Genomic DNA, 14,382 nt, shown 5'->3' on the forward strand with positions numbered 1-14,382 from the left:
ACCCGCTTCGCATGCTGCAGGTGAAGCGGCTCGCAGATTCGCCATGGTGTTCGTATCGCTGTGCGGACGCAGGACGGGTAGGGTATTCGTTGCAATGCATGGCCGCGTTCCGCGCAGCGCCAGAATACGGGTAGCGCGCCCCGCGCCTGACGCCACGAAAGAACCTCGCATGCTTCCTGAGACCCTGACAACATCCCCCATCCGCCTGACCCAGTACAGCCACGGCGCGGGCTGTGGCTGCAAGATCAGTCCCAAGGTGCTGGACGTGATCCTGGCGGGCAGTGGGGCGCAGCATCTGGACCCCAGGCTCTGGGTGGGCAATACCTCGCGGGACGATGCGGCGGTGTATGCCCTGGATGCCGAGCGCGGCGTGGTGTCCACCACCGACTTCTTCATGCCCATCGTGGATGACCCGTACGACTTCGGGCGCATTGCTGCCACCAATGCGATCAGCGACATCTACGCCATGGGTGCCGATCCGCTGATGGCCATTGCCATCCTGGGGTGGCCGGTGAATGTGCTGCCGCCCGAGGTGGCGCGTGAGGTGGTGCGCGGGGGGCGTGCGGTGTGCGACGCGGCAGGCATTCCCCTGGCAGGCGGTCACTCCATCGATGCGCCGGAGCCCATTTTCGGCCTGGCGGTGACAGGCATAGTGGAAAAGCGCCATCTCAAACGCAACGACACGGCCACGGCGGGTTGCCGCCTGTATCTGACCAAGCCCCTTGGGATCGGCATCCTGACCACCGCAGAGAAAAAGTCCAAGTTGCGCCCCCAGGATGTGGGGGTGGCGCGCGACCTGATGTGCACGCTCAACCGGCCAGGGAGCCAATTCGGCCGGCTGGCAGGCGTGGCAGCCATGACGGATGTGACCGGCTTCGGCCTGTTGGGGCACCTGGTCGAAATGGCGGAGGGCAGCGGCTTGAGCGCTGTGATTGACTACGCGGCAGTACCCCGCCTGAAGGGGGTGGACTACTACATGGACCAGGGCTGTGTGCCTGGAGGCACGCTGCGCAACTTTGACAGCTACGGCGCGAAGATTGCGCCCCTGACGGAGGTGCAAAAGCACCTGCTGTGCGACCCCCAGACCAGCGGGGGGCTGCTGGTGGCCGTGAGCCCGGAGGGCGAGGCCGAGTTCCTGCAGGTGGCCGCGGAACTGGGCCTGGCGCTGCAGCCCATCGGCCAGCTCACCCCGCGACAGGCCTTTGCCGTCGAGCTGCGCTGATGCCCGACAACCTGACGGACTACCGGCACATCTTCCTGAACGATGTGCCCATGATGGATGTGCGCGCGCCGGTGGAGTTTGGGCAGGGCGCGTTTCCTGGAGTTGCCAACCTTCCCCTGATGGACGATGGCGAGCGTCAGCAGGTGGGCACCTGCTACAAGCACAAGGGCCAGGAGGCCGCGATTGCGCTGGGGCACCAGCTGGTGTCTGGCAGCCTCAAGCGCCAGCGCATTGAGGCGTGGGCGCAGTTTGCGCAGGCGCATCCACAAGGCGTGCTGTATTGCTTTCGTGGCGGGCTGCGCTCGCAGATCGTGCAGCAATGGTTGCTGAACGAAGCGGGCATGGACTACCCCCGGGTGGTGGGGGGCTACAAGGCCATGCGGGGTTTCCTCATCGGCACCACGCAGGCTGCGGCGGCGGAGTGTGGGTTTGTGGTGCTTAGTGGCCTGACCGGCACCGGCAAGACCGAGGTGATTGCGCAACTGGCCAACGGCTTGGACCTGGAAGGCCATGCCAACCACCGTGGCTCCAGTTTTGGCCAACGCGTGAGCGGCCAGCCGACGCAGATCGATTTTGAGAACCGGCTGGCCATCGACGTGCTGAAGAAACGAGCACGGGGCCATGCGACTTTTGTGCTGGAGGACGAGGGGCGCCATGTGGGCAGTTGCTCGGTGCCCCTGGAGCTGCGGCAGCGGCTGGAGCAGGTGCCCATCGTCTGCCTGGAGGACGCTTTCGATGCCCGTGTAGAGCGCATCTTGCGCGACTATGTGTGGCAGCAGTGCGCAGATTTTGTGGCCGTCCATGGCGAGGTGGCGGGTCTCAACCTGTTTGCAGCGCGGCTGCTCGACAGCCTGGGCAAACTCGCCAAGCGCCTTGGGGGCGACCGCTACCAGGCGCTTCGTGGGTCGATGCAGGCAGCGCTGGTACAGCAACGCAATCAGGGTGACCTGTCTCTGCACCGCGGCTGGATTGCTGCACTCATGCGCGACTATTACGACCCGATGTATGCCTACCAGCGGCAAAGCCGGGCTGATCGCATAGTTTTCCAGGGCGACCACCGGGCGGTGCTCGATTTTCTGCAGTCGCAGTCAGCCCCTCGCCGCTAGCTATTGCTCGTCGTCGTCCGGCGGCGCATCCAGCCGCTGCGGCAGCACCAGCCGGAACTCGGCCCCCCGCCCTACGTCGCTGTCCACCTCCAGCGCCCCGCCGTGGCGCCGCACGACGGTCTGCACCAGTGCCAGGCCCAGGCCGACCCCTGCTATGGCCGGGTGGCTGTGGTCGTGCAACCGCTGGTAGGGCGTGAACAGGCGGCCTTGCTGCTCGGGGGCAATGCCCGGGCCCTGGTCCCGTACCGACACCACCCAGTGCGTACCCCGCGCCACGATGGCGCACTGCACCGTGCCGCCATCGGGGCTGAACTTGATGGCGTTGTGGATCACGTTGGTCAGCGCGCGGGACAGCAGGGCGCGGTCGCCCAGGCAGGGCGCAGTGTCTGGGGTGGACACCGTGCGCACGTCCACGTTGCGGTCGCGGGCCAGGGTCCAGAGGTCGTCGGTGGTTTCAGAGAGCAGGGCGGCCAGGTCCAGCGGCGCCATGCGGTATTCCTGCGTCTGCGCGCTGGCCAGTTGCACAAAACTTTCGGCCATGCCCAGCGAAGCCTGTGCATAACGTTCGATGCGCTCCAGCAACTCGCGGTCCGACAGCCGGCCGGGGTAGGCACGCTGCATCTCCAGCAGCGTCAGGATGGACGCGTTGGGCGCGCGGATGTCGTGCGAGATGAAGTGCATCGCCTGGTCGCGTTGCTGCAGCGCACGGCGCATCTCGGTCAGGTCCACCAGGGTCAGCAGCCAGCCTGCATTGGCCAGGTTGGTGAAAGGCTTGCACTGCACCAGTAGGCTGCGGCCCCGGGCGTCTGTGCCCTCGGTCTGTTCTGGCAAGGCAGCATGGTGCAAGGCTGCCTGGGTAATGATCGGCTCTTGAGTCCCTGTCTGCACCAGGTCGGCCAGCAGGTCCACCACGGACAGGCCCTGCAAGGAGGGCTGGGCGGGCCCACCCAGGTGTTGGCGGGCCGCCTGGTTGGCCAGCAGGATTTCACCGTCGGGGGCGCAGACGATGGTGGGTGAGGGCAACTGCTGCAGGCTTTCGCTCACGAACTGGTGCAGGTCACGCAGCTGGCGGGATGCGCGCTCCACGGCGTTGATGCGGCGCTCCAGAAAGTCGGCGGAGTCTCCGGGCCGTCTGCGCAAGCGCATGGCCAGGCCTTGGCGCTGAAGGTTCTCCATCTCCAGCCGCAGAAAGTGCGCAGCCGCGCTCAGGCGCCGCCAGCTCCACAGCGGGTAAGCCAGCGCCAGGCCCAGCAAGGCGGCGGCCGGAGCGAACTGCAGACCTGCCCACCAGGGCAGGGCCATGCTCAGCAGCAAGGTGGCCAGGGCCAGCCCGGCGCTGGTCAGCAAGGCGGCCAGGGGGCCGATGAGCAGCAAGGCCACCAGCGCACAGGCCACAGGCACCAGGTTGAAGGCGATGTTCAAGGCCTGCGGTGCGCGCACGATGTGTTCGCCGGCCAGGCGGGCATCCAGCACATGGGCAACCACCTCCACGCCCGGCATCAGGCGCGACTGCTGGCTGACGGGCGTAGCAAACATGTCGCCCAGCCCCGAGGCTGCAGCGCCGACCAGCACGTACTTGCCCTCCAGTGCTCCGGCTGGCACCTGGCCACGCAGCACATCAATGTAGGAGTAGGTGGTGAAGGGCGATGGCCCGGCGGCGTAGGCGATGAGCGTGGGGTCATTGCGTTGCCAGGGGCTGGTATCCGATGCGCTGGCAGGCGAGGGCGCGCAGGCGGCCACAGATTGACGGTCTGCCACGCACTGCAGCGCCATGCTGAAGTGGTGCCAGGGGGCGGCTGCCGGGCCTTCCTGCAGGTACAGGCTGCGCACCACGCCATCGCTGTCGGGCGCCACATGCACATGGCCCAGGCCGGCGGCAGCCTCGGCAAAGGCGGGCCAGGGCAGGTCGGTCTGGTTGCTGACCGGGCCATAGCCGCGTCGCAGCACGGGCAGCACCACACGGGCGCTGCGCCGGATGGCGTCGGTGAGCAGCACGTCGTCCTCGGGATAGTCCAGGTCGGCTTCGTTGAACAGCACGTCCATGCCGATGGCACGGGGGTTCTGGGTAGTCAGGCGCGAGATCAGCTCGGCATGCAGCGCCCGGCGCCAGGGCCAGCGGCCGATGGCGGCAATGCTGGCGTCGTCGATGGCCACGATCACGATGTCGGGGTGTGCGGGCCGCGAGACCAGTCGCATGCCTGCATCCTGCACCAGGTGGTTGACGCGGCTCAGGCTATCCGCGGTGCTGAGCCAGGCCACCAGCGCCATCAGCGCGCAGGCCAGCAGCGCCCATTCCAGGCGGCGTCGGCGGCGGCGAAGGTGGGCGATGGTCAGCATGAAAGGGGCGGTGGGATGCGGGGCGTCTGCTCAGCGCATGCCAGGGCCGCTGCGCGCGCTGGTGCGACCCGCAGGACTGGGCTGGACGGGCTCCATGCCCCGCTCAAGGGCGCCCCACGGGCGTGCCGCTGCCGGTGGACACCGGCAAACCCGCACCGGTGCGGATGCCAGTGCCCACGCGGATCTTGCGCGGGGGGGAGAAATCGCTCTCCAGCCCGCTGGCATCCAGCACCTGGATGCGCACCAGGTATTCGCCGGCGGCGAGGTTGCTGGCCGACCAGGTCGGGGCGTCGAGCACGGTGTCCTCTGCGACCTTGGCAAAGTCCAGATCGGTAGCCACAGTGCGCTGCAGCCGGAAGCGCTGGCCCGCCTGGGCAGGCCAGTGCAGGCGCACGGTCGGGTCTCCGTCCTCCGCCTGCAGAGCTTGCAGGGACAAGGCGGTCGGCCGGTCGGCCACCGTGAAAGGCTGTGGCGGTGCAAACGGCCCCTGGTCTGCCTGCCCGTCGGACAGTGCCAGCAGGCTGGCGATGCGCCAGAAGTAGCTGCCTGCGGGCAGCGCCCCCAGGGGCAGGCGGCATTCGGTCAGGCGCTGCTCGTCGCGCAGGGGCTGGGTGAACTGGGCGTCGGCGGCCACCTGCACGCGGTACCAGCGCACGCCGGGGACTTCCGTGCAGCGCAGCTCGGCCGCGCCACTGGGTACGACGGCGCCGGGCGCAGGGTGCTGGTACAGCGGTGCGACCGGGCGTGTCTTGACGGTGAACGGCTGCACGGCGGGCAGGCCCGCGATGCCTGCATCGTCCAGTGCCCGAACGGCCAGGTAGTAGCGGCCATCGTCCAGCGCCTTCCAGCGCAGACGGCCGTCGGGGAAGCTGCCATGGCGCAGCACCTGGGTGAACGCCGGGTCCTGCGCTACCTGTGCCACATACCGGGTGGCCCCGGAGGCCATGGGCAGGTCGATGGCCAGCAGTCCCGCATCGCCCAGTGTGGTGGGCATGCCGGAGGTATCGGGGGCGGGCAGCAAAGGACGGGGGGCGCCCACCGTGCCATCCGTGGCCACTGCCAGACCCTGGCCCGGAGCCAGCAGCGCGGTCGGCGCCTTGAGTGCAGCGCCGGGCTCGCTGTCAGCGTCACGCCGCGATTGCACCGCGACAGAGCCATGCTCTACCGACGCCGTGGTCTGGCCCGAATCGGCCAGTGCCACGCTGAACTGCGTGCCCCGCACGCTGGTCACCGCCAGCGGTGTGCGGATCTCCATGCGGCGCAGGGGCTCGGCGCTGGGGGGCACGGTCGATTCCACGCCGCCCTTGTGCATCTCCAGCACTGACTGCACGCTGCCAGCGCGCCCCCGCCGACGCAGCTGGCGCAGCTGCAGCTCGGACTGCGCCTGCACCCGCACCACGGTGCCATCGGCCAGCTGCACTGCCACGAACGACTCGGGGCCCACCTTCAGCTCGGTGCCTTCTTCCAGCTTGCTGCCGGTCGCAATGGGGGCGGGCGTGCCGCTGCCCCGCGCCTGCGCCGTGACCTCGCCCTGCACAAACTGTACGGTGGCCGATTCGCTGGGCTGCAGCCGCACGGGGATGAAGATCAACGAGCCTGGCTGCAGACGCTTGGGGTCGGCCACCTTGTTGCGAGCTTGCAGCAACGGCCACTGGCGTGGGTTGGCGAGGTAGCTGCGGGCCAGTCCTTCCAGGGTGTCGCCCTCTTTCACGGCGTGGGCAATTTCATCGCCTTGTTGGGGGGCTGCCGGGGTAGCGACCGGCTGGGCCGAGAAGGCCGTGCTCGCCGCCAGGCACAACAGGGCTGCAGCAAGCGAGTGCATGCGAAACGGCAGGGGGGTGATCAAGTCATGTCTCCTTCATGGGGCACGGTACGGGCAGGCGTGCTGGTGGCAGAGCCCGCCGGACTCTATCGCGGCCTTCAGCCTTTGTGCTGGGCTTCGACGGCTTCAAAACGGTAGCCCACGCCATACACCGCTGTCACGATGAAACCGTTGGCGGGGCGCAGGTCGAGCAGGGTGCGCAGGCGCGAGATGTGGGTGTCCAGCGAGCGCGACATCACATCGGCTACCTGGCCCCAGACGACTTCCTTGAGGTGGTCGCGCGACAGCAGTCGCCCCATGTTCTGGAACAGGAACAATGCGAGGTCGTATTCGCGGTTCTTCAGCTCCACCGCCACTCCGTCCATTTCGATGGACCGGGTTTCGGGCAGGAAGCGGTAGCGGCCAAACTCCATCACGCCGCCGGTGTTGTCGGGGTAGGCGCGGCGCAGCAGGGCGGCCACGCGGGCATTGAGTTCGCCGATGCGCACGGGCTTGACCATGAAGTCATCCGCCCCGCTGCCCAGGCCTTCCACAATATCGCGCTCCTCCTGGCGGTGCGTGACGAACAGGATGGGCACGCGGGCTGCAACGTTCTGGCGCACCCAGCGCACCACCTCGGGCCCGGTGGTGTCGGGCAGGTGCCAGTCCACGATCAGCAGGTCAAAGGTTTCGCGGCGCAGCGTGCGCATCAGCTCCGCACCCGTCAGGTGGGTATGGCACACATGGCCCATCGCCTCCGTGGCCTGCTTGATCAGATCCAGCTGAAGCGCATCGTCGTCCAAAGCGGCTATGCGCATGGTTCTCCCCATCCAAAATCGAACTGCGGATTATTGGCCATAACTACCACGGCGCGGGCTCGCGCCGAGCGGAGCGCGAGGGGATTTGACATTTGTTAACCCTCCCGGCCTGTGGTGGTCACTGCGCGGGGGGCTCTGCCGCTACTTCACGCACCAGTCGCATGCCGACCAGCGTGTAGCGCGTCTCTGGGCTGTTCCAGTTGCGGTAGCCGCAGCGCGCATAGAGCGCCCAGGTGTGCCACGAGCCGCCCCGGCGCACACGCACACTGCCCTCGGCCGGACCGGTGGGGTCATTGCGTGGAGACTCTGCGTAGTAGGTGTCGCCATGCCAATCGCCCGTCCACTCCCAGGCGTTGCCTAGCATGTCGTACAGCCCGAAGGCATTGGGGGCAAAGCGGCCTACCGGCGCGGTAAACGCGTATCCGTCATTGCCTGCCAGTGCGTGCTGACGCCAGCGTGACCACTGAGGGGCTGCGGCCTGGTCGAAGGTATTGCCCGCTGAGACCAGCTCTTGCGGGTTGTCACCATGCGGGTACAGGCTGCGGCTGCCCGCGCGGCAGGCGTATTCCCACTCCGCCTCGGTGGGCAGCCGGTAGCGGTGGCCCTCGGTGCGGCTGAGCCACCGGGCCATGGCCTGCGCGTCGTTCCAGGTCACGTTCACCACCGGATGATCCGGCCCTTGCGCAAAGCCGGGGTTGCGCCACGAGTAGCGCGGGTCGCGGCCCTCGAACGCATCGCCGCGCCGCGTGGTGGCCGGGTCATAGGCGGGGTTGTAGCCATAACCCCCCGTGCCGTCGGCCTCAGACTCTGGCCGGTAGCCGGACGCCTCAAGGAAGCGCTGGAACTGCCCCACCGTGACCTCGTGCTGGCCAAGGTAGAAATCGCGGGTGATCTGCACCTCGTGCGCTGGCGATTCATCTGCCAGGTCGGTCAGGCGCTTGCGCTCCAGCAGCGGGAAGTTCTTTTCCAGCGTTTCGACGGGGGGCACGCCCCCCATCCAGAAGGTGCCCGCAGGCACACGGACAAAGGCCATGCCCAGGCTGTTGACCCAGGGCGACGTGACTGTGCCTGCCTGGGTGGACGGTGTGTGCTGGCAGCCCGCCAGCAGTGCGGACAGAGCCAGCAAGGCCGCACCGCTCGCCCAGCGGCGGCACGCTGGTGGGGCGGCTGGCCTCAAGGCTTGTCCTGCAACTCGCTCACGCATTCAAACACCAGACGCGAGCCATCGTTGCGCAACAGTTTGGCGTGCAAGGCCATGCGCTGGCATTCGCGGCTGGCCGCCGCATACGCCTGGGAAGTGTCGGGCCCGTAGACCGGCACGCTGAAGGTGCGGTCGCGGCCCGAGGCCATGGGGCCCGATGGGCCGTAGGGGTTGGTGGCATTGCAGCCCGCCAGCAGGGCCAGCACGGACACGGAGGCACATAGCAGTTTCATGGAAGTCTCCCAAACCGATCAAAAGACCAGTTTACGCACATGCCCGGTGGCTGCCCATAGGTGTTGTGCGGGGCGGCCATGGCGCGAGTCATGCGTGTAAGCCCCCACTGTGCACGCGCAGGCACAGCCACTACAGTGGGTGCTGCGTGCACGGCCGCATGCAGCGGTGGAGGGGCGGAATGGCAAGTGCAAGTACGCGAGCACCGGTTACACAAGACGCCTGGCGGGCCTGGGCGTTGCGGGTACTGCTCGCGCTGGGCTTGCTGGCGCTGCTGCCCGCCTTGCCGGTGTGGACGCCGCTACAGCGGCTGGAGCATGACCTGCTGGCCAGCTGGACCGCTGCGCCGCCGCCCGACGTAGGCGTGCTGGTGGTCGGACTGGACGAGCCCAGCCTGGCGGCGCTGAACCTGACCCCACCCCTGCCGCGCCGCCTGCACGCACAACTGGTGGAGGCCTTGTCTGCGGCGGGCGCCTTGGCGCTGGGCATCGACATGCTGTTTGCCGCACCCCAGTCCCCTGCGGACGATGCGGCGCTTGCGGCAGCCCTGCAAGGGCGCATGCCGGTGGTGCTGGCTGCGGCCGATGTAGCGGTGAACACCTCGCAGGTAGCCCAGTACCGGCAGACCGTGCCCTCGGTGTTTCCCATGGCCCGCCAGGGCAGTGTGGCGGTGCAGCCGGACGACGATGGCGTGCTGCGCCTGGCACCCGCTCGGAGTGATGCCCTGTGGCAGGAGTTGGCGCGCAGCGGCGGGCGCAGTGTGCAGCCCCCACCACCGGGCGCGTTGCTGCGCTACTACGCCCCCGAGGTCCCGCTGCCCTATGCCCACTACACCCAGGCGCTGGAGGCCGGCCGGGCGCTGCCGGCTGCGGCCGTGCAGGGGCGCCTGGTGCTGCTGGGACAGAACACGCCGGTGGATGGAGTCGATCAGTTCGCCACGCCCCTGCGTGCGCTGGGCGCGGGCACGCAGACCGGCGTGCTGGTGCACGCCACGGCTCTGGTGAATGGCTTGGCGGGGGACTGGGTGGTGCCCGCCCACCCGGCAGGCCCTTGGCTGCAGGCCGCGCTGGCCGTGGGCTGCGTGGCCGCCTGGACCCGGCGCTGGCGCGGTGGGCGGGCGGTGCTGTTTAGCGCAGCATTGGCAGTGCTGGCCCTGCTGGGTGGGCTGTGGGCCTACCTGGCAGGGGTGTGGTGGACGGCACTGCCCACCCTGGCGGGCCTCGCCCTGCACCTGAACGTGGGCGCGGCCGACAGCTACTGGCGCGAACACCGCCGCCGCGAACAGCTGCGCGCGGACTTTGCCCGCTACGTGCCCGCCGCCGTGGTCGATGCCCTGGTGGCCGACGGTGCCCAGCCGCAACTGCATGGCGAGCGCCGTGTGCTGACGCTGCTGTTCTCTGACCTGGCAGGCTTCACCGCCGCCAGCGAGCACCTTCCGCCCGAGGCCGTGGCCCGGGCGCTGAATGCCTACTTCTCCCGCATGACCCACACGGTGCACCAGCACGGCGGCACGCTGGACAAGTTCATCGGCGACGCTGTCATGGCCTTCTGGAACGCGCCTTTGCCGGACGCCCGGCACGCAGACCGTGCCCTGGCCTGCGCGCTGGCCATGCAGGCCGACATGGTGGACCTGCGGGCCCAATGGCAGGGCACACCGTTTGCCCAGGTGCAACTGCGCATTGGCTTGCACACGGGTGAGGCGGCGGTAGGGCACCTTGGGTCGCATGAGCGCTTTACCTACACCGCCGTGGGCGACGCCGTGAACACAGCCGCGCGGCTGGAGGGCGCCAACAAGGCCTTCGGCACAGGCATCCTCCTGTCGGGCGCCACACACGATGCGCTGCACGCAGTGCCAGCGGGTGATGCCCCAGAGGTCCCGCTGATGTGGCTGGACACCGTGGTGCTGGCTGGGCGCAGTACTGGGGTGGACGTGTACACGCCGTGTGACGACCCCGCGCTGGCCTCCATCAGCCACGCGCTGCGGGACCACCTGCAGGCTGCGCGTTGGGCGCAGGCCCTGCAGTGCTGTGCCGATGCGTGCGCGCACGCGGCAGCGCATGCCCCGCAGTGGCACGGGCAGGCGCTGCGCTGGCAGGCCCGGGCGCAGGCCCTGGCGGACGGCTCTGCAGCGGGCACCACCCCCGTATTCACAGCGCGGGCGCTGGACAAGACCTGAGTCCCCGGCGCAAGACTCCCCCAGAGAGGCCCACCATGCCCATCCCTCTTGTGTCATCCCCGTCACGCCTGGCGTGGCTTACGCCGGTGGGTGTCGCCCTGTCGGCCTGGAGTGCTGCCAGTGCCAGCGCGCAATGTGCCGGTGTACCTCTGGCGCCTGACGCAGTGGCTGCGCAAATTGTGGCGCTCAGCGGCCAAGGCGAAACGCGCCCCCCCGGCACCGAGCCCTGGCTGCGTGCCACGCTCGCCCAGCCGTTGGGCCCGGGGGCAGACATGCGCACACTGGCGTTGTCATCCGCCGCATTGCTGCTGGCAGACCGCACGCAGATCCGCATGTCGGCCAACGCGCAATTGCGGCTGTGCGAGGCCCAGCCAGCGCGCACCCTGCTGGAACTGGCTGCGGGCCGGCTGTGGGCGCGCACCAAGAAGGCCCCGGCCAACCTGCTCCTGCAAACGCCTGCGGCGCTGGCCGTAGTGCGGGGTACCGACTGGGACGTGGAGGTGGACGGAGCGGGGCGGACCACGCTCACCGTGCTGTCCGGCGCTGTGGAGTTGCGCAACGACCTGGGCAGCGTGCAACTGGGACCCGCCGAGCAGGGCGTGGCCGAGCCCGGCCAGGCGCCTGTCAAGCGCCTGCTGGTCAACCCCCGCGAGCGGGTGCAGTGGGTGGCCGCCTACCCGGGCGACCTGACGCGTTGGACCGAGTTCCAGCCCGTTCAGACGGCACCACCCGCTCTGGCAGAGGTTCGCGCCGCATTACAGGCGGGGCAATGGGCCCGGGCGCGTGCCCTGCTGCGGGCCCTGTCGGCGCAGGGCGATGGCGGGGCGGTGGTCGAGCTGGCCCTGGCGGACCTGGAGGTGCTGGACGGCCAGCCTGACGCCGCGCAGCAGCGCCTGGCCTTGGCCTGGCGGCGCACGCAAGACCCCCGTACCGCTACGGGCCGCGCCGCCCTGCTGATGGCGCTGGACCGCCTGCCAGAAGCGCGCACCTGGATGGATACCACGCGGGCCGCGTCGCCCGGCTTTGCGCCATTGCTGCAGGCCGACGCCGACTGGCACCGGCTGCAAGGGCAGGGCGACGCCGCCCTGGTCTTGTACCAGCAGGCAGTGGCCCACGCGGAGGATGATGCGCAGCGGGCCGCCGCCCTGGCAGGGCTGGGCCGCGCATTGCAAGAGCGCGGAGACCTGCGCGCGGCCCGCAGTGCACTGGCGCAGGCCGTGGCCCTGTCGCCAGACCAAGCGGCCTACTGGGGCGAAGCCGCCACGGCGGCCATCGAAGGCCTGCGCCTTGCCGAGGCGCGCACCGCTCTGGATGCCGCCCTGGCGCAGTCGGGCGACGACTATGTGGCCCTGGCAGCCGCCGGGTTGCTGGCCCTGCGGCAGGGCGATGCCGAGGCTGCCCGCACCGCGCTGCTCAAGGCCTTGGTGATTGAGCCGCGATACGCCCGCGCACAGGTGTGGCTGGCGGTGGCCGAATACACGCTGGGCGAGCGCGCCGCAGCGCTGGACGCACTGGGCCGAGTACGCCTGGCTGACGCGCGCGACCCGCTGCCCTGGCAAGTGGAGGCCATGCTGCGCAACGACAGCGGCGAGCCTGTGGCGGCCATGGCCGCAGCGCGCGAGGCGCTCACCCGGCTGCCTTACCTGAAGTCGCTCAACCCGCTGGCCTCGGACAGCCAGGGCTCGGCCAACCTGGGCAAGGCGCTGGGCGACTTCGGCATGGAGCACTGGGCGCGGGCCTACGCCAGCGCGTCGTACTACCCGCTGTGGGCGGGCAGCCACTTTTTTCTGGCCGACCGGTACGAGAGCGACTTCAGCCGCCGCTCCGAGCTGTTCCAGGGCTACCTCACCGACCCCACCGTATTTGGCGCCAGCGACAAGCGCGCGCCGCTCACGCTGTCTGCAGGCAGTGAATGGTCGATGGGCGCGAGCGCTGAACGCAACCCGCTGCGCCACAACGCCACAGCCGATGTGGGCTACCGTGGTTTTGCCGCCAGCAACGTGCCTGTGGCCTGGCTGGTGCGGGCCAACGACGTGCAGATGTGGCCCCGCGAAGGCCCCGCCACCACGCAGTACCGCCTGTCGTCGCCCGGGGTGGACCTGGCGCTGGGTGTGCGGCCCAACGAGAGCCTGTCGCTGTTCGCGCTGCATGGCGACACCACCTTGCGCTATCGCTTTCCGCAAGGCCTGGACTTCGGCAACGGCATCACCTTCACCGGAGGCGCCGAGACGCGCACCCGCCGCACGGACCTGGGCGCCGCGTGGCGATGGTCGGCCGACAGCCAGACCTGGCTCAAGGTGCACAGCGGGCGCCAGACCTCCGGACTGGTGCTGGACGATGCGCGCTGGGGCCCCCAGGACTACCGCTATGCCAGTGACGAGCAGGGCCTGTTCCTGCGCCACACCGTGTTGTGGGGCGCGCACCGCCTGAGCGTGGGCTGGGAGGGCGTGGACAGGGATACCGTCAGCGCGATCTCTGACCCCGGCATCACCACGCCGCGCACCAACACCGAGCGCTACCACATGCCCTGGGTGGCGGGCGAATGGCGCAGCGGTGCCTGGACCTGGATGGCCGAGGCGTACTGGCCCCGGTTCAGCACCCGGCAGCGCGACCGTTATGCCGACACAGCGACGGGACAAGACCTGCTGCCCGTGCAGGACGACGGCGCGGCGCACCACCACCGGCTGCTGCCGCGCCTGGGCGCCAGCCTGCGCCTGGGCCCGGGCCGCGCCCTGCACTGGGCCTGGCAGGAGAGCGTGCGAGCGCCCGGCACGCACACCCTGTCGCCCGTCGCCACCGGCGCCATTGCCGTGGACAACCAGTACCTGCTGGCGGGCAGCTACGCCCGCAAGCACGCAGTGCAACTGGACTGGGAGGCCAGCGCCACCACCTTCTGGGGCGCCAGCCTGTCGGGGCAGCGCATCAGCAACCTGGTGGCCGCCAACGGTCGTCTGTTTGCACAGAACACGGGGGCGCTGTTCGACAACGTGGCCACCATCGCCCCCGTGGTGCTCAATGCCCAGACCACGCTCAACACCTATGAGGAAACGCCCCTCTTCGGGCAGGGGCAGCTGGCGCAGGCCACAGTGTCCGTCAACCATTTGCTAGGTCCGCGCTGGAGCGTGCTGGGCAGCTACATCCACACCACATCGCGCAACACCGGGGCGGGTCTGGAGGGGCGTTGGCTGCCCGGCTTTGCCCGCCACGTGGTGCTGGGCCAGACCACATGGCGCCATGAGGCGCGCAGCTTTTCGCTGCTGCGCCTGACCTGGCGCGGCATGCGCTACAGCGATGAGGCCAACACGTTGCAACGCGCACCGGGCTGGAGCCTGGCGCTGGCCCATGGCTGGGAGTCGCAGGACCGGCGCTGGAGCTTCACCGGCACGGTGCAGACCGGGCTGCGCACCGGAGAGCGCCCCACGCTGTGGGCCCTGGTGCGGTACCGGGACTGAAGTGGCGCCCAGTGTGCAGAGGGCGCCTTTACCGGGTG

9 protein-coding genes are annotated in these 14,382 nt (G+C 69.3%); 4 read left to right on the top strand and 5 right to left on the bottom strand.

Annotated features, from left to right (window positions below; translation table 11 throughout):
- Positions 1-169 precede the first annotated feature (169 nt).
- Both selD and mnmH read left to right on the top strand, forming a co-directional pair.
- Positions 170-1,222: a selenide, water dikinase SelD gene (gene selD / locus CLU87_RS03665; protein ID WP_099729558.1), complete on the top strand. Its 1,053-nt coding sequence runs from the start codon at positions 170-172 to the stop codon at positions 1,220-1,222.
- Positions 1,222-2,328, top strand: coding sequence for a tRNA 2-selenouridine(34) synthase MnmH (mnmH, locus tag CLU87_RS03670; protein WP_099729559.1), 1,107 nt, complete (start codon positions 1,222-1,224; stop codon positions 2,326-2,328). The genes selD and mnmH overlap by 1 nt, the downstream gene beginning before the upstream one ends.
- Here the strand turns inward: mnmH and CLU87_RS03675 are convergent, their stop codons facing one another.
- The 5 genes from CLU87_RS03675 to CLU87_RS03695 form a co-directional block, all read right to left on the bottom strand.
- Positions 2,329-4,665 carry a CHASE2 domain-containing protein gene (locus tag CLU87_RS03675; protein ID WP_099729560.1) on the bottom strand — a complete coding sequence of 779 codons (2,337 nt, stop codon included), beginning with the start codon at positions 4,663-4,665 and terminating at the stop codon, positions 2,329-2,331.
- 103 nt (positions 4,666-4,768) lie between these two features.
- Entirely contained in the window at positions 4,769-6,511 is a 1,743-nt protein-coding gene (locus tag CLU87_RS03680; RefSeq protein WP_099729561.1) for a FecR domain-containing protein, read from the bottom strand.
- Positions 6,512-6,585: 74 nt separating this feature from the next.
- A complete protein-coding gene (locus tag CLU87_RS03685; protein ID WP_056060880.1) occupies positions 6,586-7,284 on the bottom strand; it encodes a response regulator transcription factor in 699 nt (232 codons plus the stop codon).
- Positions 7,285-7,402: 118 nt separating this feature from the next.
- A complete protein-coding gene (locus tag CLU87_RS03690) occupies positions 7,403-8,410 on the bottom strand; it encodes a formylglycine-generating enzyme family protein (protein ID WP_199170874.1) in 1,008 nt (335 codons plus the stop codon).
- 47 nt (positions 8,411-8,457) lie between these two features.
- Positions 8,458-8,718, bottom strand: coding sequence for a hypothetical protein (locus tag CLU87_RS03695; RefSeq protein ID WP_015013035.1), 261 nt, complete (start codon positions 8,716-8,718; stop codon positions 8,458-8,460).
- Between the two features lie 179 nt (positions 8,719-8,897).
- Here CLU87_RS03695 and CLU87_RS03700 point away from each other — a divergent pair, with 179 nt between their 5' ends.
- Positions 8,898-10,892, top strand: coding sequence for a CHASE2 domain-containing protein (locus tag CLU87_RS03700; protein WP_158236065.1), 1,995 nt, complete (start codon positions 8,898-8,900; stop codon positions 10,890-10,892).
- Positions 10,893-10,927: 35 nt separating this feature from the next.
- On the top strand, positions 10,928-14,344 hold the full coding sequence (locus tag CLU87_RS03705) for a FecR domain-containing protein (RefSeq protein WP_099729564.1): 3,417 nt from the start codon (positions 10,928-10,930) through the stop codon (positions 14,342-14,344).
- Positions 14,345-14,382 lie beyond the last annotated feature (38 nt).

This window comes from Acidovorax sp. 59 (assembly GCF_002754175.1).
Classification (GTDB): domain Bacteria; phylum Pseudomonadota; class Gammaproteobacteria; order Burkholderiales; family Burkholderiaceae_C; genus Acidovorax; species Acidovorax delafieldii.